The organism is Dehalococcoidales bacterium, from assembly GCA_028717385.1.
Taxonomy (GTDB): Bacteria; Chloroflexota; Dehalococcoidia; order Dehalococcoidales; family CSSed11-197; genus CSSed11-197.
This window is the reverse complement of record JAQUNW010000021.1, coordinates 1-21,064: the sequence shown is the minus strand read 5'-3', so window position 1 is coordinate 21,064 and position 21,064 is coordinate 1. Positions and strand designations below refer to the sequence as shown.

18 protein-coding genes are annotated in these 21,064 nt (G+C 44.0%); 13 read left to right on the top strand and 5 right to left on the bottom strand.

The features are described from left to right. The 3 genes from PHX29_05410 to PHX29_05400 form a co-directional block, all read left to right on the top strand. Positions 1-673 (top strand): hypothetical protein (locus tag PHX29_05410; GenBank protein MDD5605328.1); only part of this gene is annotated, 673 nt, incomplete at its 5' end. A 19-nt stretch (positions 674-692) separates the two neighbouring features. Continuing rightward, positions 693-953 (top strand): hypothetical protein, encoded by a 261-nt coding sequence (locus PHX29_05405; GenBank protein MDD5605327.1) that lies wholly within the window; start codon positions 693-695, stop codon positions 951-953. Between the two features lie 98 nt (positions 954-1,051). Beyond that, a complete protein-coding gene (locus PHX29_05400; protein MDD5605326.1) occupies positions 1,052-1,708 on the top strand; it encodes a rhomboid family intramembrane serine protease in 657 nt (218 codons plus the stop codon). Positions 1,709-1,825: 117 nt separating this feature from the next. Here the strand turns inward: PHX29_05400 and typA are convergent, their stop codons facing one another. Further along, the gene (gene typA, locus PHX29_05395) at positions 1,826-3,649 is read right to left on the bottom strand and encodes a translational GTPase TypA (GenBank protein MDD5605325.1); all 1,824 of its coding nucleotides are present in this window, start codon (positions 3,647-3,649) and stop codon (positions 1,826-1,828) included. 332 nt (positions 3,650-3,981) lie between these two features. Between typA and PHX29_05390 the strand changes: the two genes are divergently transcribed. After that, on the top strand, positions 3,982-4,272 hold the full coding sequence (locus tag PHX29_05390) for a HigA family addiction module antitoxin (GenBank protein MDD5605324.1): 291 nt from the start codon (positions 3,982-3,984) through the stop codon (positions 4,270-4,272). A gap of 5 nt (positions 4,273-4,277) precedes the next feature. Here the strand turns inward: PHX29_05390 and PHX29_05385 are convergent, their stop codons facing one another. Beyond that, positions 4,278-4,823, bottom strand: coding sequence for a hypothetical protein (locus PHX29_05385; protein MDD5605323.1), 546 nt, complete (start codon positions 4,821-4,823; stop codon positions 4,278-4,280). 200 nt (positions 4,824-5,023) lie between these two features. On the opposite strand from PHX29_05385, the gene PHX29_05380 reads away from it, so the two are divergent. Continuing rightward, entirely contained in the window at positions 5,024-5,800 is a 777-nt protein-coding gene (locus PHX29_05380; GenBank protein ID MDD5605322.1) for an ADP-ribosylglycohydrolase family protein, read from the top strand. A gap of 742 nt (positions 5,801-6,542) precedes the next feature. Here PHX29_05380 and PHX29_05375 read toward each other — a convergent pair. Together PHX29_05375 and PHX29_05370 are read right to left on the bottom strand one after the other, a co-directional pair. Continuing rightward, complete coding sequence (locus PHX29_05375) at positions 6,543-7,730, bottom strand: HD domain-containing protein (GenBank protein MDD5605321.1); 1,188 nt, start codon at positions 7,728-7,730, stop codon at positions 6,543-6,545. A gap of 117 nt (positions 7,731-7,847) precedes the next feature. Next, positions 7,848-8,318: a hypothetical protein gene (locus PHX29_05370; GenBank protein ID MDD5605320.1), complete on the bottom strand. Its 471-nt coding sequence runs from the start codon at positions 8,316-8,318 to the stop codon at positions 7,848-7,850. Between the two features lie 177 nt (positions 8,319-8,495). Here PHX29_05370 and PHX29_05365 point away from each other — a divergent pair, with 177 nt between their 5' ends. From PHX29_05365 to PHX29_05330, 8 genes are all read left to right on the top strand, one after another. Continuing rightward, entirely contained in the window at positions 8,496-9,149 is a 654-nt protein-coding gene (locus tag PHX29_05365) for a VWA domain-containing protein (protein MDD5605319.1), read from the top strand. Between the two features lie 4 nt (positions 9,150-9,153). Then, the gene (locus tag PHX29_05360) at positions 9,154-10,296 is read left to right on the top strand and encodes a DnaJ domain-containing protein (GenBank protein MDD5605318.1); all 1,143 of its coding nucleotides are present in this window, start codon (positions 9,154-9,156) and stop codon (positions 10,294-10,296) included. Between the two features lie 126 nt (positions 10,297-10,422). After that, positions 10,423-14,604 (top strand): alpha-2-macroglobulin family protein, encoded by a 4,182-nt coding sequence (locus PHX29_05355; protein ID MDD5605317.1) that lies wholly within the window; start codon positions 10,423-10,425, stop codon positions 14,602-14,604. A 101-nt stretch (positions 14,605-14,705) separates the two neighbouring features. Continuing rightward, positions 14,706-16,181 carry a DUF2779 domain-containing protein gene (locus PHX29_05350; GenBank protein ID MDD5605316.1) on the top strand — a complete coding sequence of 492 codons (1,476 nt, stop codon included), beginning with the start codon at positions 14,706-14,708 and terminating at the stop codon, positions 16,179-16,181. Between the two features lie 153 nt (positions 16,182-16,334). After that, positions 16,335-17,816, top strand: coding sequence for a lysine--tRNA ligase (gene lysS / locus PHX29_05345; GenBank protein MDD5605315.1), 1,482 nt, complete (start codon positions 16,335-16,337; stop codon positions 17,814-17,816). 8 nt (positions 17,817-17,824) lie between these two features. Further along, a complete protein-coding gene (locus PHX29_05340) occupies positions 17,825-18,418 on the top strand; it encodes a hypothetical protein (protein ID MDD5605314.1) in 594 nt (197 codons plus the stop codon). A 3-nt stretch (positions 18,419-18,421) separates the two neighbouring features. Continuing rightward, the gene (gene serS, locus PHX29_05335; protein ID MDD5605313.1) at positions 18,422-19,669 is read left to right on the top strand and encodes a serine--tRNA ligase; all 1,248 of its coding nucleotides are present in this window, start codon (positions 18,422-18,424) and stop codon (positions 19,667-19,669) included. Between the two features lie 10 nt (positions 19,670-19,679). Then, complete coding sequence (locus tag PHX29_05330; protein ID MDD5605312.1) at positions 19,680-20,192, top strand: hypothetical protein; 513 nt, start codon at positions 19,680-19,682, stop codon at positions 20,190-20,192. Positions 20,193-20,417: 225 nt separating this feature from the next. On the opposite strand, the gene mscL is transcribed toward PHX29_05330, so the two are convergent. Further along, the gene (gene mscL / locus PHX29_05325; GenBank protein MDD5605311.1) at positions 20,418-20,873 is read right to left on the bottom strand and encodes a large-conductance mechanosensitive channel protein MscL; all 456 of its coding nucleotides are present in this window, start codon (positions 20,871-20,873) and stop codon (positions 20,418-20,420) included. Positions 20,874-21,064: the final 191 nt, after the last annotated feature.

The window sequence follows — 21,064 nt, the reverse complement described above, 5'->3', positions numbered from 1 at the left end:
GGCTTCCATATTTGCCCAATCCGGCGCTAATACGATAACCCCGGATACAAGCATCAACCGAAACCTTGAGCTTTTAAAGGAAATAAAGCTAAAAACCGGCGTAAAAATCAAGCTGATGGTAAACGAAGGATGTTTGTATAAATGCCCTTACCGGAAATTCCACTTTAACTATATTTCCCATAAGTCCAGAGAACTTGGTGAAGTGGAAGGCGATGCTTTTTTTGCAGGCTGTTCAGAGATTACCGCAAAAGATCACTCCCAGATACTTAAATCCGGCTGGGTGCGCCCCGAGGATTTAAGCAAGTACTCAGATGTAACCAGCTTTTTCAAGATTGTGGGCAGAGAACGGCCTCTTGCACACGTGCTCCGCTCAGTAAAAGCTTATATGAAAGAGCAGTGGAATGGAGACCTGCTGGATATCATGTGCTCCAACCTGAGCAAATATGCACTTGATTACGGTGCCGGTTTGGATAATCAGGTCCTGGGTAAAGCGGGCTTTTTTGAAAAAACCAGTACCTGTAGTTACGAATGCACAAGTTGTGATTACTGTGATAAACTTGCCCAAAAACTTGTCCGGCTGGAATGTCTTACCAGAGGTAAACTGGAGGACCTGGGACAGGCAGAACTGGCAGACAGGCTGGAAGCAAGCGGAGTGATTCCCAAGATTCGATAGTAACAACGGAGGTTTACAGTTGGAGCTTGAAAACATGGAAACCAAAACCTGTAATTACTGCTCCGGTGAGGGGAAAGTGCCTGAAGACGGGTTTGATGGAGAAATTATCACCTGTCCGGTGTGCAAAGGTGCCGGAAACATTCTGGTTAACAAAGATTACGTTCCTCACTTAAAATGTGATGGAGCCGGTAAAATGAGACTCAAAACACCATTTGGCAAGCAGTGCGTTCTATGCCCGGATTGTGATGGCACCGGCTGGTATGCACCCCCCGGGTTCTAGATTATCCTAAATAACACCCGGAGGCGGTGCTTCATTTGTAAAAGATGCTTTTTAGCCCCTATAATCAATCATCATTTCACAGGGGGCCTATCGGATAAATGTTGCCGTTGGGAGACCATAACCCGCGTCATATAATTCCTTGGTTTACCTATTTGTTTATCTTGGCCAACTTCGTGATGTTCTTTTTCGAGCTGACCAATGGAGAAGCTTTCATCGTAAACTGGTCTTTCGTCCCGGCTCGTTTTATTCATAATCCTATTGGGGAATTTCCTACACTGTTTTCTTCAATGTTTATGCATGCCGGCTGGTTGCATATACTGGGAAATATGCTTTACCTATGGATATTTGGTGATAATATTGAAGATCGCCTAGGGCACGCAAGATTTGTTGTGTTTTATCTTATCTGCGGTCTTGCGGCAACTTTTGCCCACATGCTGTTTAACCTGAACTCGGGTATTCCATCATTAGGGGCATCAGGAGCTATTGCCGGGGTACTGGGTGCCTATCTTGTGATGTTTCCTGGTACCAGGATAAGGGTTCTGTTTGGGCTTTTGCTTGTTCCCCTACCTGCTATTATCGTCATCGGCGCGTGGATATTTCTGCAACTGTTTTATGGTGTGGGTTCACTGGGCAGTGCCACAGAAACAGGGGTGGCTTACATGGCGCATATCGGCGGGTTCTTTACTGGTTTGATATTGGCAATTATTTACAGGGTGTCCAACAATCGCAAAAACCGTGATTATTATGTAAGTTAGGTACATCTATACGGGAACACTACATATGTGAAAACGAACACTATCAGGGGAAGACACAGCTAGTGAGGGTGACACAGCAAATGAATAGCCTTGTCCAAATATAACGCAGTCATATTTTTAGCCTCTTGCTGCGTTCGCAGCCGCACGCTGCCGGTCGTGAAAAGTAAGCAGTTTCTTACGAAGGCGTATATTCTTGGGTGTGACTTCGACCAGTTCATCTTCGTTCACAAAATCTATAGCCTGCTCCAGATCCATCTTTATTGGTGGTGTAATTTTTACAGCGATATCTGATGTTGAAGAACGTATGTTGGTCTTTTTCTTCTCTTTACACACATTAACCGGGATATCCTGAGAACGAGAGTTCAACCCGACTATCATACCTTCATATACCTGAATTCCGGAATCTACAAAGGTAAGACCGCGGCCTTGTGCATTAGCAAGACCATAAGGGGTAGTGACTCCTGCGTCTGAAGCCACCAGTACTCCGTTGCGTGTGGAAATAATTTCTCCCTTCCACGGTTCGTAACCCAAAAAAACGGTATTCATAATACTTTCACCGCGCGTGGAGGTTAAAAAGGGGCTCCGGAAACCCAATAAACCTTTGGTAGGTATTTCAAAAACAAGTTTAACCTCTCCCAATCCATCACTTGCCATATCAACCATACGCGCTTGCCGGGAGGAGAGCATTTCGGTAAGTACTCCAATATATTCATCCCTGGTAGTAATAAAAAGCGATTCCATCGGTTCTACCAACACGCCATCGACAACCTTTGTAATAGCCTCTGGTTTAGATATCTCGAATTCGTAACCTTCGCGCCTCATAGTTTCAATAACAACTGCCAGGTGCAACTCCCCTCTTCCCTTCACCAGAAAAGTATCTGGTGAATCAGTATCCGCCACACGCAGACTAAGATTGGTTTCAAGTTCACGATAGAGGCGTTCTCTTAATTGGCGCGTGGTACAAAAACGTCCCTCCCTCCCAGCAAATGGAGAGGTATTAACGCCAAAAGTCATCTCTACCGTGGGTTCGCCAATCGCAATGCGAGGTAGCGCTGCCGGTTCTTCGGGACTTGCAAGTGTATCGCCAATCTTGGCGCTATCTATGCCGGTTATCGCCACTACATCCCCCGCTTCGATTCGATCCACTTTCAAACGTTTGAGACCCATATGGGTGAATACTTCATTTACCGTAAATGCCTGTTGTTGCCCTTTTTCTCCAATCAACACTACATCATCACGCGGAGCAATGCTGCCCCGGAAAATCCTACCTATTACTATCTGCCCTTTGTGGGAATCATAATCCAGGTTAGAAACCAGCATCTGGAAGGAACCTTCTTCGATCCGCGGCCCCGGTACTGTTTGGAGTATCAGGTTCATCAGCGGCAATATATCCCCATGCCGTTCCTCCGGGCGTGTTACCGCGTATCCCTGCTTTGCGCTGGTATAAATTATACGAAAATCAAGCTGGTCAGCATCCGTTGCCAGCTCAAGAAAAAGGTCCTGCACCATCCGTGTGACTTCTGCAACACGAGCCTCCGGACGATCTATCTTGTTAATTACTACTATAGTGGCAAGCTTGCGGCTCAAAGCATGGCGTAGCACCAGCCTGGTTTGTGGCATCGGTCCCTCAACAGCATCGACCAAAAGCAAACAACCATCTGCCATGGAAATAACTCTTTCCACTTCTCCGCTAAAATCAGCGTGGCCTGGTGTATCTATGATGTTAATTTTTACGCCGTTATACTCGATAGCCGTGTTTTTAGCCATGATGGTGATGCCCTTCTCCCTCTCCAGGGCATTGGAGTCCATTATCAGGTTTCCCACTGCCTGGTTTTCTCTAAACAGCTTACTCTGTTTGAGCATCACATCCACCAGGGATGTTTTTCCATGGTCTACATGGGCGATTATTGCGATGTTTCTAATATCCTCGCGCTGGTGCATACGTAATTGATCCTGCCTTAATAAATTTCATGGAAATTCTGTTTTGGGCATACTAGCGGCACTGTAAATACAAGAGGAATAGATGTTATGCAAATATAATACAGGCGAGGCGATTGCCCAATAAAAAAGCCCGCTTAGCGGAAGCGGTGCATATAAAGAGAGCCGGCCAAACTGCGGTTGATTTTCACTTTACTTATTATACAACTAAAACACTTAATTGGTGAAATTGGTTTTATTCTCACCATTAGCCAGTACTCTTCGATGATTTCAATCCTGTCCTGCACAATTACACCTTTACGCGGCAACCATGTGATGGGTATGATGAGATTATAATGTTACCAAATAATAGAATAGCAACCCACCCTGGTAAAATATTATTTGAAGAATTTCTTAAACCTTTGGGAGTAATACAGGTCACTTTTGCCCATCATATCGAAGTGCCACTGCAAAGGGTAAATGAAATAATCCGGGGCAAGCGTGGCATTACTTCAGAGACAACCTGGTTCTTCTCCGAGGCGCTTGGTACAACCCCCCAGTTCTGGATAAACCTTCAAGACGACATTGAACTCACCAGTAAACGACCACAAAAAAGCGTAAACCGGTTAATCACAACCACGAAGTGATTCCACTAATCATGAAGTACGATTTTGAGTCTTTCTCTTGGGTATAGCTGTAAGTGCAGCAGTACTGCGATTACCATCCACGCTATTGTGAACAAATGTGTAGGAGAAAAAAGTGTAGTAGCCCCATATAGATAGGCAGCATGATAGTGCCCTTCCAGATAACCGGTTGAAACCTGTTCCGCAGCCAGAACGATGGTGGTAAGAGCGAGTGCCCAGCTCAAACGTGAAGGATTGCGCCGATATTTCCTGAACCAGAAAATAAAATAGAAGCAAAGTAATAAAATGCCAGCAGTGATACCACCAGCATAGAAAATCGGGGTTTTTACATTATCATCAAGCCCCTGCGGGAGCGTTACAGAAGGATTAATACCCCAAAAGCCTATCTCCAGCTGGGAAAATTCAATACCTTTAAACAAAGCAACGATGATGTGTACTGCTTCGTGAATACACACAGACAAAACGACCAGCACGATAAGGTAAATTGCCAAATACAAAAAATCCCTCTGGCCTAGTCCAGTTTTCATTTTGGGGGACGCGGTTTCTACTTCCATAATCCACCTCCCGGGCTTGGTATGATTATAACTTTCATTTTGGGCGCATCCTGTCAAAAAAACTCTCCCCAGTACTTGAAATAAGTAAAAACCGGGAAGGTGCGACACGATAATATTATTCGTAAAACATTACATCTATTAATGAGCAGAACCACAACAAAGATATTGACGAAGATTTTACCCAATGCCATAATCAAACCATGCTAGGTGCTATAGCAGGAGATATAATAGGTTCTTCTCGTGAATTCAAACCGGTAAAAACCACCGAATTTCCCTTGTTTACCGATGACTCCACCTTCACCGATGATAGTGTTCTTACGATTGCCATTGCCGATTGTATACTAAACAATGGCCAGTATGAATGTTATCTAAAGGAATATGGGCGTAAATTTCCCGGTGCCGGTTATGGTGAAAGGTTTTCTAAATGGCTCGTCAGTAACAGCTACCAGCCCTACAACAGTTTTGGTAATGGTTCTGCCATGCGAGTAAGCCCGGCGGGCTTTGCTTTTGATACAATTGAAGAAGTATTGACACACGCAAAAGCCAGCGCAATTGTTACTCATAATCATCCCGAGGGCATCAAGGGCGCCCAAGCAGTGGCAGCAGCAGTTTTTATGGCTAAAGGTGGTTGCAGTAAAGATGACATCCGCCAGTTTATCCAGAGCAAGTTCAGTTATAATCTTTCCCAAAAACTGGATGATATACGGCCAAATTATTCTTTTGACGTTACCTGCCAGGGTTCGGTGCCCCAATCAATTATTGCTTTCCTGGAATCGGAAAACTACGAAGACGCGGTACGAAAGGCAATATCGCTAGGTGGAGATGCTGATACCATGGCTTGTATTACCGGCGGCATTGCCGAAGCTTATTATGGAGAAGTACCAAAAAGTATTGCAGTTGAAGTGCGCCGTCTTCTGGATATCAGACTCATGGATGTAGTGGACGAATTCTACGAAAGTTTTGCCTTCTCCGATTAGTTTTCTGGAGCCAGTCGTTAATAGATTAAAAGTTATATTTATTGCAGATCTTTTTATTATGTAAACATTTACTCTAATCAAATATGAAATAAAATGTTTATTGGCCAAGAAAACAATAGACTATTATCAACATCGGCATTTAATCTATTGACTTCATATAATTGGCGTAGTATCTTAGTACTATATCAATAGTACTGCGGGATGTTATGCCTGCACTTTAAAAGATAACCTCTGCAGAGCAATTGCGGCCGCGAGTGAGGGATTGGCAAGTAGTGCGTAGGCGGTTTTCACTATTTAGTACCCTTCCTCCAATGTATAGGATTTTCACGCTTGCAATAGGTATTTCGCATCTCCAATCAAATCCTTACCCGTTTCTGTATGCTGATCTCCCCTCCTGGTCAATCATTGTTGTTGTATCACTGTATACATCAATAAAAACCTTCGTTCATATCAGATTTCCCCGATACTGCGATAATGTAATAGTACTTTTGTTTGACACGTGTTTTTGCGCCGCTCTTATGTTTACGACCGGCGGAATCTTCAGCCCGTTTTTACTCTACACCATATCCCCGGCAATTTCCTCGGCATTAATGCTACAACCGCGTTTAACTGCATCAATTGCCACCTTCTCTGTACTGTATGTAACCTTATCCCATATAACCATCACCTACGCACCGAACTTCACATCAAGACTGGATACCAGTTATTTTATGGTTTACATCTATCGGTTTTAAGATAACTCTTAACCAAACTCGCTTAGAAGCGCATCAAAGCTGATTCCCGCTATTTTTTTACCAAGGTAAGCACCACGAATATGCTCCATTGCCTGACTAAGTTCCGGGGCTGATATACCATTCTCATTTGATGTATAGGCTTCCACGAAAGCGCAAATTTCATCAACGGCTTTTACCAGGCTGCCGTCTCTTGGTTTATAATTGTCGTGGTTAAAATGTTGGTTTATTTCTTCAGAACTCTTTTTTACAATGCTGCCATCGATATGAACAATATTAGCAAATTCATCTTCGGTAAACAGCCTGATTTCATCATGCCATTCCGGATCAAGAAGAGCATATACTTTTTCCATTTCTTCTTTTTCGTATTGCTTAATTAAATCGGCCAGCCCCGAAGTGGATTTTTTAACCGGTGAAATTATATCTCGCGTCAGAACCTCCGGCAGGTCATGAAACAACCCGGTATAGAAGTTATTAATCCGACGTGCACTACATGCGCCGAGCTGGAGTGAAAACAGATAAGAAAGAATTGCTACCATCAGCATATGCCCCAATACCGACGTTTTTGGTAATCGCGGTGTGGTGCTCCATCTCTGCTGAAAACGTAACTCTCCGCAAAGATTGATAAAATCGTTATAATTGGGATAGAGTGCGAGCAGCTTCATCCCTTCAAGATCATAGTACTTCTGGTTATCGCGTAAAATATCCCGTCTTATTTGATCTATTTCATATCCGTTAGGATTGGCGCGCTCGATAAAGGCAAATTCCCATCTGGTAGCATAAAAATGGGCAGCACTGACTATTCGTTTACTGATTGAATTATCGCTAATTTGAAAATACTCCTGATAACGTTGGCAAAAATCTCTACCAAGCGGTTCAATGGCAGGTGAAAGCTCTTGGTATGCCCATTCATTCAGGCTGCGGTATTTTTCCCTGTTTTCTTTGATGCGATGGAATATTTGCGGACGGAGGTCAGTAAGCACTGTTCGCTGTAAAAGTTCGAAAATGCCACCCTCAACGATTCCCACCCAGGACACCGAAGTATGCTTTTCCTCCAGCCGGGCAAGCATATAAGCGATAATCATTTTGTGGGCTTGCTTATCCAGCTCGCAGAGTTCTATCGGGCGCATTTTGTCATTCCACCGCAACATACTGGCAGCCTTGAATAAAAGCATTACCAAATTCTTTGTAATTTTCATTGATTGCTGCCCTCACTCACTGATTATCTGTTTATTCTACCACCCATTAATGCCTCGTTTGACCTGCATTAAAACTTTTTAAACCCGAACGAAGACTCAAATGCAACCGGATTCTGATTATATGGTTTTGGTGTAGGTACTCAGAGTTCGATTAAGCTGCTCTATAAAGGTTTCGGGATCCGCGGGTGAAATGACCACATCCATATCACGAGGGCGTTTTATTTCGATTACGCCTTTATTGGAAGATGCAAGCCGCAAACCCCAATAAACAAAAGGGGTAGAGCCGTCGATCCGGCTGCAACCTTGTACAGAAGATAACGAAAAACTGTAACTAAATGGCCTGCCAAGTACGATGTTTACTCTATCGGTAAAGATTTGGTATTTACGGGGGAAGATAAAATAGAGAAGAGCAGCATCGAAAACAGTTGCTATAAACATGATCCACGCGCCAATTAAATCTATCTGAATTAAGATTATAGCTGGGATAAGTGTAAGTGAAATAATCCCGATAAAAATCGCCTTGACCCAACCTTCAGTCGGGGCTGGACTTTCGTAGATTAAATACTCTGTACCCACATAATGATTCATATTTTCTCTATTATACAGTTTCGGGGCCATAGCGTATAAATAATACTATTAAACAGACAGGGAAAGTCGATCTCAACTATGTTAGCGTTCGGCTTACTCTTCAGTAGCCGTCTTGATATAAAGCTGAGATTAGTTTTATACTGAACTTTGAACTCTGATGAAGGTGGTTGTCAGTATATGTTTGAGAAGAAGGGAATAGAGCTAGTTAATACCGGCACGCCTCCTGAAGTATCGATTACCATAGGCAATACTACCCTCAAGCATGAAGGTATGCCGGTCGGTATGCGGCTCGAGAGGGATATTGCCTATGTTTACCTGGCAATAGACACTTCTGCCAGCATGACAGGAACAAAACTGGAACAAGCCAAAAATGGAGCTCTGGTTTTTAGTGAAGATGCCTTTAATAAAGGCTACCATGTTGGGCTAATCAACTTCAGTTCGAGCGCAAAACACGTATGTGCCCCAACTAATAATTTAAAAGTGCTCGCAATGCATATCAAGGGCATGCAAGCCAGCGGTTCAACAAATATGGCCGAAGCTATAAAGATGGCACATTATCATCTTGATAAAAAAGACAAAACTCAAGTAATTGTAATAGCTACCGATGGCCGCCCGGATAATAAACGTAACGCTATCAAGGAAGCCGAGAAGGCTAAGGCGGACAATATTGATATGATTACCATCGGTACCGATGATGCTGAGCAGGATTTTTTAAAAATACTGGCAACTCGCGCTGAGCTGGGAAGTAAAGTCACCCGGGAAGTCTTTTCCCAGGCAATCTCGGACGCTTCCCAACTTTTACCTCCTCCAGGATCGATAACCAAGCGTTAGCACTATGAATTTTGAAGAAGCTTGCCATATCCTTGGAGTACCTACCACCGCCAACGCGGAGGAAATTCACGCCCAATATATCTATAAAGCCCAACTTCTTCACCCCGATAAAACAGTTAATCTGCCTGAAAGAGTCCGCCATAAGGCTGAAGAAGAACTCAAGCGGACAAACGAAGCCTATAATATACTCAAGAACCTTGAAAACAGCCCGGCGGATATTGCTCCCAAACTGAAGATTGACCCTCTTTTTATCAGCTTTAAAGATTTATCCCCCGGAGAAAAACAAACCGCACGGATAAGAGTAGATAATACTGGAGGTGCTTTTACCCGGTTCTGGACAGATGATTCTCCAGCGCCATGGCTTAAGGTATCGGAGGTAAAATCAACCACCGCCAATCCTCTTCCGCTGGAAATAATCCTGGAAGCTACTGCGATAAGCTCCCTGGAAATAAAAACCCGATGCAAGCTCCCAATACTCCTGGAAAACACTGGCAATAATACCCGAGACCGGGAGGAAGTGACCATCGAAATACAGCCGGCTCGTAAAAACCAGGGATTTCCGTTAAAAATATTTGGCCCGGTGCTTAAAAATCCTTTCAGTAAAGGTAAATCAACACAAACCTCCACCGAAAAAGCCTGGATGCCCTGGTTAAAAACAGCGTTGTCAGTCCTGGCTGGCTATCTTGCCGGGCTAGTAATATATAACATCAGCGCCATCGGGTTTTCCATACCACTCATAACCGGAGCGTCTGCAATATTTGCAGTTGATAAGTGGCACCGCCGGCTTACCACGCGTTTCAGACTAGTAGGTGTACTCTATAAATTGGTGCTAAACCTGGCTGTAATGACGCTGGCCGGATTGATTATCTGGGCGGGTGTTCAGATATTCCTGTTAAGTGTTCCTGCAGATTACTCCGCTTATGTTTTTATACTGATAGTCGAACTGGTAATATTTGTATATCTAGCCCGAGTTCTCTCTGAAAACAGCTGGCGCCGCCCTAAACTCGTCCCGACTTTTTTCCTGATGCTGGTTATTGCAATCGGCTTTGCATTTTTTGGAACAGAACCTCTAGCAACCTATAAAGACAGTATAGTAGAATTCTCCACCTCTCTTTATAAACAAGTAGTGAGTTGGCTCGGTCTCTAACCCCCTGTAAACTTTCTCGTTGTAAGAAAATATGTGCCCTGCTTCAACAACTTTTTACTTTAGCTAACGTTATAAATGCATACCATACTACGCAGGCAGCAGCCCTGAGGGAGAAGAGGCTATGTTATGAAAACAAAGATTTATAAAATAATTGCTCTGGTACTGGCAACTATCATCATTACAGCTGCGTTGCCCTCATGCCATAGTCAACCGGTGGCTGCAGCAGATAGCTACATGGCAATTGTGCCAGAAGTATTGCATGCAGGGCGCACCGAAGCCCTTTCATTGTCCCTCCTCTCGAAAGATACCCCGGTAACAGATGATGTTGAAGTAAACCTTCTGAAAGATGGAAAAAAGATTGTTTCCCGTTCGCAAATAATAAGCGGAAACGGCAATGTTTTGTTGGATATCCCCGGGGACACCCCTGAGGGCAATTACGAAATTCAAGTAAAGGGCACCGGTTTTAATGACAAAGCTGCAATCACTGTTATCCGTAGTAATCTGATACTCGTTGAAACTGATAAACCGATTTATAAACCTAATCAAACCATCCTGATGCGTGTGCTAACCCTGGATAGCGAACTGTTACCAGCAAGCGAAGAGGTAACTATCGAGGTGTTAGATGCAAAAGGTATCAAGCTATTTAAAAACACTGTTACCACAGATGAATGGGGAATGGCTGAAGCCGAACTTCCACTCTCTGATGAACCTAACCTTGGAGCCTGGAAAATAAAGGTGACTGGGGCAAAAACCAGTAATACTCTGGATGTACAAGTTGCAGAATATACGCTACCCAAGTATGAAATCAAGGTTGAAGTTCCAAAAGAATGGGTACTCGCCAGCGAACCAATTACCGGGAAGATCTCCGCTGAATACAGCTTTGGTAAACCAGTCACGGGAGAAGTGACCATCGAAGCTCTAAGATACGTTGGAGAATGGGAAGTATATGCCACCGTTAACAGTAGTATTGAAGGAGAGGTCGATTTCGAATTACCAGCGGTTGGTTATGTAGCTGGAACTCCAGCTTCTTCAGGGCAGGGTAATATCCAGCTCAATATACGTGTCGAGGAAAAATCTACCGGTTACCGTGAAGAAACCAGCCGGATTCTTACAGTAACCCAAACACCAATGGTTTTAAAGGTTATTCCGGAAAGCCAGGTGTTCAAGCCGGGTCTTCCTTTTAAGCTTCTGCTTGCCAGCCAAACACCGGATAGCCTCCCGGTTGATTCTAAAATTGAAGTAATTGTTAACTATTCAAACAGTGAATTCGAAAGCTTTAAATCGGAGCGCCAGGAAATAGACACCATAAATGGACTGGCTTTTATTACCATCACCCCTCCTAAAAATGCCATTGCTCTTTCCTTGGACGCCAGTGAAATATCCTTCGATTCTACAAGTATGCCAGCTAGAACCAACCTTGTACTACAGGCATCTTACTCTCCCTCAGGTAATTTCATTCACCTCGTTCAATCAAACGAGGATACTCCCTCAACCGGGGAGACAATCATATTTGATATCTACTCAACTTCCGAAGCCAGAAGTTTTTATTACGAAGTAATAGCCAGAGGGAAAGTTCTTTTTTCTGATTTTACAACCTCTCCCCACATTTCGTTCACCGCCACACCTCTCATGGCACCCTCGGCCAAATTGCTGGTATACCAGATATTACCAAATAGCGAAGTAGCTGCTGATTACCTGCCGTTTAATGTCGAAGCCAGCTACCCCAACAATATAGAAATTTCTTTAAGCAGCAGCAAAACACAACCAGGTGATGAAGTAGAGATCGTGATTAATACGGAAGGAGAGGCAAAAGTCGCAGTAGCAGCGGTTGACCGTTCGGTTTTTATCTTAGCTGAAAATCGCATGAACCTGGAACAGGTTTTTAACGAGCTGGAAAAACTGTATATGAAGCCACAGGCAGAAATTCACGAATTATCTTTCTACCCAAATGCTACTACGGTTGGCGTAGCTGATGTATTTAAAAGCGCCGGGGTAGTTGTGATGACCAATAACAAAATCCCAGAAAGTCGTTCATATGAAGCTAAAAGCGGTTCTTTTTTGGATAAAATCGGTTGGTGGTTATTTGGAAAAGGTGAATTTGGCCTTGAAAATGCTGGTGCCATACCTCCGACTGCCGCTCCGCAAATGCCAACTGGTGAACTTGCCCTGGCAGAAATAGAACGAGTGCGCCAATTCTTCCCCGAAACCTGGCTGTGGTTTGATACTATTACCACCAAAGATGGTATTGCTGCACATACAGCAACTGTACCCGACTCGATTACAACCTGGATGTTGAGAGCTGTTGCCGTTTCTAAGACAAACGGACTAGGTGTAGCTGAAGCTAGCCTGGTAACTTTTCAACCCTTCTTCTTAACCGCCGACCTGCCATATGCAGCTATCAGAGGAGAAGAGTTTCCAATAAGAGTCTCGGTTTATAACTATCTGGATACCCCCCAACAAGTACAGATAAGCCTTGCAGAAGAGGAATGGTTTGAACTGCAGGATGAAAGCATAAAGACTTTAGATATTGCCGCCAATGATATAGCCGGCGCCAGTTTCATGATCAAGCCAATCGAAACAGGCACTCAGCCCATTGAAATCTCTGCCCGATCAACTCAGGCAGCTGATGCACTTATCAAAACAATTATCATACAGCCTGAAGGAGTTGCGCGGGAAATTGTAGAGAATCTAATGCTTTCAGCTGGTTTCCACGGCATAATAGACACTTCTGTACCCGAGCTTATTATCGATGATTCCGGAAGATCTTATATTGCATTGACTACCAGTGTACTAACCCAGACAATCGACGGTCTTGAGGAATTGCTGCAAATACCGTTCGGGTGCGGTGAACAGAACATGATTGTTTTTGCCCCGGACGTCTATATTACCCGTTACCTGATTGACAGCGGCCAAATTAAACCGGAGATTATGGCAAAGGCCGAAAAACTCATGATTACCGGTTATCAGCGTCAACTCACTTACCGCCGCACCGATGGTTCTTTTTCAGCTTTTGGAATGCAGGACCAGGAAGGCAGCCTGTGGCTAACTGCTTTCGTACTCAAATGTTTTTCTCAGGCTAAAGGCCTGATATATATAGATGAAACTGTATTGAACGAAGCTGCGCAATGGGTAATATCCCATCAAAATTCGGATGGATCTTTTGATCAGGCTGGCTTTATACACCATCAGGATATGCTCGGCGGATTGAAAGGTAAAAATGCCCTTACCGCTTTTATCAGCATTGCACTGCTTGAAGCTGGAGAAAATACCGCTGCCCAGAAGGCAACCGCTTACCTGGAGAACCAGGTAAATAAAATTACCGACCCATATACGGCAGCTATCACCGCCTATGCAATAGAGTTAGCCGGATCAGCCAAAGCAAGCGATGCTTATGATGCATTAATGAGTTTTGCCCAGGAAGATGAAAATGGTTTATATTGGGGAGCTGAAACCATCGAACCTGAACCAATAACTAGCAATGATCCCGTCATGCCCGCATTTCAACCCGATGTAAATCGTAGCGCTTCTATTGAGAACACAGCTTACGCAACTCTTGCGCTTATCCAACACGGCGATGACTTCAATGCTTCTCGCGCGGCAAAATGGCTGACTTCGAAACGTAATGCTTACGGTGGTTATGGTTCCACTCAGGATACTGTAATTACCCTCCAGGCACTTACCAAATATTCTTCTGGCATTCGGTCCGATGCAGACCTGGCCATCACTCTGATTGGGATTGATGTCAATCGACAAATAAATATCAATCAATCCAATTACGATGTTTTACAGATTATTGAACTCCCCATCAATCAGCTTGTTGAAATTAATGTAACAGGCAGCGGCGATGCTATTGGGCAGTTAGTTAAACGCTTCAACGAACCAGAGGCAAGCCACGAACCAGCAGCCCAAATGTTAGCGATTGATATCGATTACGACGCCACTACAGTTGAAGTAAACGATACCATCAATATTTCTGTAACACTGGCCTTTAATCCCTTACCCAGCCTTGAAGTATCGGAGGCTGGGATGATTATCGCTGATATCTCGATCCCGACAGGCTTTGAAGCCATAACTGATTCCCTCCAAACAATTGTAAGTAACATGGACAACATCAAGCGATATGAAATTGCCGGTCGTAAGGTCATATTTTATATAGAAAATATGAAACCAGGAGAAATAATAGACTTCAACTTCCAGGTAAAAGCGCTATACCCGGTGAAGGCCATGGGGGTTGTTTCGACAGCATATTCATATTACAAACCTGATATTCGCGGCGAATCCCTTGGTGAATCTGTAACCATTAGTTAAGTATTCATACTACAGCTCCTTCCTTGTGCTAACCTGCCCAGGGGCTGTGGTATGCTATACTCAAACAGTGTTCGTTCACCAGATTACGGGAGGAAAAAACATTGGCATCTAAGTTGCTTTCCAAATCAAAATACCTTGCCGGGCTTCGTTGTCCGTTGCTGCTCTGGGCCTACATTCATAAACCATCCAGTTTTCCAGAGGTTAGCCAAACCACCCAGCATCGATTTGATGAAGGCAATCTGGTTGGGCGCTTTGCCAAACGCCTTTTCCCCAGAGGAATCGATATCCCGGTAGATAACTTTATGGGTAATATTCGGCAGACAGAGAAATTGCTTAACATACGCAAGCCTCTTTTTGAAGCAGGAATACTTTGTGGACGCTTATATTCCAGGGCAGATATCCTCAATCCAGCAGAAAACAATACCTGGGATATTTACGAAGTAAAAAGTTCAACAGGCACAAAGGAGACACACTTTCATGATGTCGCATTTCAAAAGCGCGTATATCAGCAATCAGGAATCAACATCGGCCGCTGTTTCCTTATCTATATTGATACGAATTATGTAAAATATGGCGAGGTCGACCCGATGGACCTTTTTGCCATAGAGGACATCTCAAGCGCGGTCGAAGATGCGAGCATCGGAATGGAAGACCGCATTAGAAACATGCTTTCTATTATGGATAGCCAAAATAGCCCTGACGGTATCATCGGCGATTACTGCCTTTCGCCATATACATGTGATCTCAAACCAGTTTGCTGGGAATCCTTACCGGAAAATCCTATTTTTGAATTGAATGGGAATCAAGCAAAGAATTTTTTACTATATGAACAGGGAATACGCACTATCAATGATATACCGAGCAAAATCAGCCTTACCCGCACGCAAGCAATCCAAAAGGAATGTATTACAACAGGAAAATTCCATATAGACAAGGGCGAAATATGCAGCTTTCTGGAAAAGCTTGAGTACCCCAGATATTATCTAGAGATTAAAACCATAAATCCAGCTATCCCGATCTACGATGGCACCCGCCCATATCAACACGTACCGTTTCAATTTTCTCTCCAAATTGCGGAGCAACCAAACGCACTGCCAGTTCACCATTCCTTTCTTGCGAATAGCACCAGCGATCCCCGTCTCCAGTTTGCTGAAAAGCTAAGCCAGTTACTTGAGCCGCATGGCAGCGTAATAGTGTGTGACTATCAGTTTAAGGCAAGAGTCTTACAGGACTTGTCGCTAGCTTTCCCCCGGTACCAAAAATGGTCTGAGGGTATAATTGCCAGACTAATAGACCTGCTCTCACCTTTTGACGATTTTCATTATTATCATCCATCCCAGAAAGATGTGGTGTCATTCGAAAAAGTACTGCCAGCCATTACCAGCTTGGATTATGAGACTAATTCCATAGCTAGTGAGAGTCTGACGGGTACTAATTTTATGGATTTATCCAAGGAAAACATTCCTGTCGATGAGGTAGCTTCCATTCGGAATAACTTACTTACCCGGTGTAATCAGGAAACACGTGCGATGGTTGAAATTGTTAAAAAATTGACAGAACTCTGCATTGTAGAATAGTAGACTGCTATGGCACATTACTTGCCACCAGCATAGACAGAAAAAAAGCTGTCAACGTCCAAGATAACTGCCTATGCTTTACTCTGGGACGGGTTATCAAATATAATAGCCTCAAAGCTATTGGACACCAATTATTTACTTATTAGGAGACACATGACTTCACGACTCGAGCATATCACTGCCCAAAGACAGGAAAAAATTGAGCGCCTCCGCTCTAAAAGAATAAACCCATATCCTTCATGTTTCAACCGCACGCATACCTCAACCCAGGCTGTTGGTCTGCTTTCAGCACAAGAGGCTGATAACACAGAACCAAGCCAAATATCACTATCCGGACGGATTATCGCTTTAAGGAAAATGGGTAAAATCAGCTTTGCAAATCTGCTGGACGGCGTTGGAAAAATCCAGCTTCTCTTTAAGTCGGGTTATCTGGATGAAGAATCAGCCAATATATTTACAGAGCTTGATATCGGTGACTTTATTGGAGTCGGCGGTAAAATGTTCAGAACCAGAACCGGAGAGCCAACACTCGAAGTGAGCCGCCTGGAACTGCTGAGCAAATCAATGGAACCACTGCCCGAAAAATGGCACGGTCTTACTGACGTTGAAACCAGATACCGCCAACGCTACCTTGACCTTATTTCCAATCCGGGAGTCAAGGATGTTTTCGTCACCCGCTCGAAGATTATCACATCAATAAGAAGATTCATGGATTCCCGGGGGTTTTTAGAAGTAGAGACTCCTGTACTTCACAGCAGCGCCGGTGGAGCAGTAGCCAGGCCGTTTATCACCTACCACAACAGCCTGGACAGGGAACTTTACTTGCGTATTGCACTGGAGCTACCGCTGAAAAGACTGATTGTAGGCGGCTTCGATCGGGTTTATGAACTGGGCAGAATATTCAGAAACGAAGGCATTTCGACCAGACACAATCCTGAGTTTACCATGATGGAAAGCTACGAAGCCTATGCTGATTATCAGGTCGTTATGTGCATGGTAGAGGAATTGGTTTCTTCGGTAGTAAAAAGCGTTACAGGTAGCTATAAAGTACCTTATGCGGATACCGAGATTGATTTCACTCCCCCTTGGCGTCGCTGGGATTTAAGACAAGCACTAATAGAAAAAAGCGGCATTGATTTCACCGAATACCGCAGTAAAGAAAAGCTCCAGAAAATTCTCAAGGAAAGAGATATCCCATTTGATCCAATGAGTAACTGGGCAAAGATGTTAGACAATCTGTTGGGCTTATATGTTGAGCCACATATGACCCAGCCAACCTTCCTGGTTGATTACCCAATCGAAATGTCCCCGCTGGCTAAATCAAAAACCAACGATGAATCCATAGTAGAGCGGTTTGAAGCATTTACTGGATGCATGGAAATTGCCAACGCGTTCTCAGAACTCAATGATCCACTGGAACAGGAACGACGCTTTATCCAGCAAATGGAAGAATGCCATGGCGAAGATGAGAAATCTGCTGAAAAAATTGACTATGACTTCCTGAAAGCTCTTTCTTATGGCATGCCTCCTACCGGCGGATTGGGATTGGGTATTGATCGATTGGTAATGCTTATCACTAATCAGGGTTCTATCAGAGATGTTATACTGTTTCCACAACTTAAAGAGAGAGGTTAATCCATAGAATGGCTAATATTAAAAACGCGCAGGGTAAAAATGCCGTCATCGAAGACTTGGCCAGCACTATAGCTGCATGGTCTTTATCCACAACTGGCACACTCCTTTCGGATATGTATGAGATATTAATGGAAGATGGTATAACCCCCGAGCAAGACTATAAAGTACACATGGAAATGTTAACCTTCTTCCTGCTTGATTTTGAACGTTACGCCCAGTGTAGCGGAGGAGAGGGCTTTCTTGACCTTGTATACAATGAAATTGTTGATGGAGCAATAAACCTGGTTCTGGATGAAATCGATGGCGTTCCACAAAAGAACAGGGAAGAAAAAACCCTTTATTCCCTGGATTACTATAACTCAGCAGCCAAAGAGTACGATACATGCCAGGTTTTAGTTGAGAAGAAACCAGATTACGAAGGTTCTCATACGGTTCTTGGAAAATTGGGGACACGCGTCGCATCCGCATTGGGGAAACCGCCCATCCCGGAAATTATCGACATGGTTTCCGTTGTTGCTGCTGAAGCACTCGCCGAGTCTGAATTAAAAAAGAGAGTCACTGAAGCTTCTTTGCTGGTAGGCGAATATCCTGAATTGGAGTAGCACATGCTTGATTTAAAATTTATTCGCGAAAATCCGGATGTGGTACGCAATGCAATTGCCGCTCGTAATGACTCAGCCCCCATCGACGAAATACTTGAACTTGACGAACGGAGGAGAAGCAATCTGGCAAGACTGGAAGAGCTCAGACGGGAACGCAAGGCATCCTCCAAAGCAAACGGAGAAGCTGCCAGGGAAAAAGGCCGCCTGATTCGCGACCAAATTAAAAACCTCGAAGATACAATACGGGAAATTGAATTCAGTCTTAATGACCGCCTCTTAAGGGTACCGAACATCCCGCAGCCCACCGTTCCTATCGGAAAAAGCGAAGATGACAACATAGTTGCAAAAACAGTAGGAACTCCTCGCCAGTTCGATTTTACTCCATTGCCGCACTGGGATATCGGCGAAAGATTGGGCATGATAGACTTTGAAGCCGGGACGCGAATTTCTGGTTCCCGTTTTTACGTTCTTAAAGGCATGGGAGCCACTTTGCAACGGGCGCTGATTGATTTTATGCTGGATATGCACATTCGAGAACATGGCTACAAAGAAACTTATCTGCCAGTTATGGTGCGCCAGGAAGCCCTGATAGGTTCTTCCAATCTTCCCAAGTTCGCCGATAACCTCTACCGTGATATCGAAGAAGATTTCTGGTTTATCCCAACTGCCGAGGTAGCCCTGACAAATCTTCACCGGGATGAAATCCTCTCACCCGAAGTACTGCCGCTATACTATGTAGCTCATACCCCCTGTTTTCGCCGGGAAAAAATGAGCGCCGGAAAAGATGTCCGTGGCATTAAACGCGGTCATCAGTTTGAAAAGGTCGAGATGTACAAATTTGCTGTTCCCGGAAACTCAAATGAAGAACTGGAAAAAATGGCAAGTAATGCGGAAGAGATTTGTGCAAGGCTCGAAATACCCTATCGCATAAAAGAATTGTGCACCGCTGACATCAGCTTTGCTTCAACCCGTACCTACGATATTGAAATGTGGGCGCCTGGCTGCAATGAATGGCTGGAAGTAAGCTCTTGTTCCAACTGCGGAGATTTTCAGGCCAGGAGAGCCAATATACGCTATCGCCCGGAACCCGAAGCCAAACCAGAATATGTTCACACACTCAATGGCTCTGGCTTGGCCCTGCCCAGGGTGCTGATCAGCGTAATAGAAAACTACCAGTGCTCCGACGGCACAATAGATATTCCTGAGGTATTAAGGCCTTATACAGGGATTTCACACATCAACCAGGCTTGAGAGGGAAAGCATGGACTTAAAAAAAATATTGATTACAGCCGCAGGAGTAATAGCCGTTGCCGCTGTAATCTTCGGCTCGATTCATATTTATTCTACTGCAGTTGCCAGAAAAGCTATTGAACAAACCCTCAATAATGTCAACCTTGTTTCTATGGCGCCTATGCAGCGGCTGGAAAATCCAGCTCGATTTACCTATATATTTACCTTAAAAATATCCAATCCCGCACGTTTAACCGCTGAAGTGGCAATGTTAGACTGGCAGGTAAAGATAGATGAAACCGATTATATTGTTACCCCAATGAACCAATGGAACACTATGATACACCCGAGAGAAGCCCGTGATCAGTATTTTTCTCCAAAAGGCGAGACTACAATTTTCGAACACGAAATTGTAGCTTTAAAGGAAAAGGATGCCGTACCTTTGATAATAACCGGCGAAATAAAGGTTACCGCCCGACAGGGTTGGGTAACACAGTCCTTCAACCATGGCTTTGAATTGAGCTCAAGCGTGATATTTGACTAGTTCATACCAGCTTGAAACAAGGCTGGTATGAACCTTTAACGGTTATAGTACTAATGCAGCGCCTTGCCTTTGAATGAAGTGTTCCTGACAGACTCCTCCAAAATAAACCGCATTAGCCAAAAACAGAATTACGGCAGCGACATCCATCTGTCAAGAGATGCTATCGCTACCGTAATTCTTTCCGCTTTTACTGGCTATTCATTCCAACGAAAACTTAATGTGCTATTACTTGAGCTCTGATGTACAATTCGGGCAACGAGTTGCATTTACAGAAATGGTGGTATAGCAGAAAGGGCAAGCTTTAGTTGCAGGAGCGGCTGGTTCAGCTGCTTTTTCCCGAGCTGACAATTTGGCTATAGGGCGAACAATAAAGAAGAAGACTACGAACGCTATTATGAGAAAGATAATAATCGTATTAATAAAGGCTCCGTAGTTTAAAGTCACTGCTCCAGCAGCCTTGGCTGCCGCCAGTGATTCATACGGTCCGGGTGTAGCCCCTTCCTTTAGTACAAGCATCAGATCAGAAAAATCGATGTTTCCAAGTAAGAGGCCGATCGGAGGCATAATGACATCGTTTACCATACTTGTTACAATCGCTCCGAATGCGGCACCAACAATAATACCGACTGCCATGTCTACCACATTGCCCCGCATGATGAATGCCTTGAATTCCCTGATCATCCTTTCACTCCCTTTAATAATAATTTGCATTAATTATAATTCGTTGCCAAAATAAAATACAATGGTGTAAGGGTCCAGCACATATTGGACTTTTCAGGGTTAGCGATAAATTTATCCAGATAATAACGCAGGGGAGCCTTTTTGCCAATACCCCGGTGAACCTTTTCGGTGTTGTACCATATAAGGTATTC

Bases quoted from the DNA above. Each gene is read 5' to 3' on its own strand.
- PHX29_05400 (MDD5605326.1), top strand. From the start codon at position 1,052: ATGTTGCCGTTGGGAGACCATAACCCGCGTCATATAATTCCTTGGTTT.
- typA (MDD5605325.1), bottom strand. From the start codon at position 3,649: ATGCACCAGCGCGAGGATATTAGAAACATCGCAATAATCGCCCATGTA.
- PHX29_05390 (MDD5605324.1), top strand. From the start codon at position 3,982: ATGTTACCAAATAATAGAATAGCAACCCACCCTGGTAAAATATTATTT.
- PHX29_05385 (MDD5605323.1), bottom strand. From the start codon at position 4,823: ATGGAAGTAGAAACCGCGTCCCCCAAAATGAAAACTGGACTAGGCCAG.
- PHX29_05380 (MDD5605322.1), top strand. From the start codon at position 5,024: ATGCTAGGTGCTATAGCAGGAGATATAATAGGTTCTTCTCGTGAATTC.
- PHX29_05375 (MDD5605321.1), bottom strand. From the start codon at position 7,730: ATGAAAATTACAAAGAATTTGGTAATGCTTTTATTCAAGGCTGCCAGT.
- PHX29_05370 (MDD5605320.1), bottom strand. From the start codon at position 8,318: ATGAATCATTATGTGGGTACAGAGTATTTAATCTACGAAAGTCCAGCC.
- PHX29_05365 (MDD5605319.1), top strand. From the start codon at position 8,496: ATGTTTGAGAAGAAGGGAATAGAGCTAGTTAATACCGGCACGCCTCCT.
- PHX29_05360 (MDD5605318.1), top strand. From the start codon at position 9,154: ATGAATTTTGAAGAAGCTTGCCATATCCTTGGAGTACCTACCACCGCC.
- PHX29_05355 (MDD5605317.1), top strand. From the start codon at position 10,423: ATGAAAACAAAGATTTATAAAATAATTGCTCTGGTACTGGCAACTATC.
- lysS (MDD5605315.1), top strand. From the start codon at position 16,335: ATGACTTCACGACTCGAGCATATCACTGCCCAAAGACAGGAAAAAATT.
- PHX29_05340 (MDD5605314.1), top strand. From the start codon at position 17,825: ATGGCTAATATTAAAAACGCGCAGGGTAAAAATGCCGTCATCGAAGAC.
- serS (MDD5605313.1), top strand. From the start codon at position 18,422: ATGCTTGATTTAAAATTTATTCGCGAAAATCCGGATGTGGTACGCAAT.
- PHX29_05330 (MDD5605312.1), top strand. From the start codon at position 19,680: ATGGACTTAAAAAAAATATTGATTACAGCCGCAGGAGTAATAGCCGTT.
- mscL (MDD5605311.1), bottom strand. From the start codon at position 20,873: ATGATCAGGGAATTCAAGGCATTCATCATGCGGGGCAATGTGGTAGAC.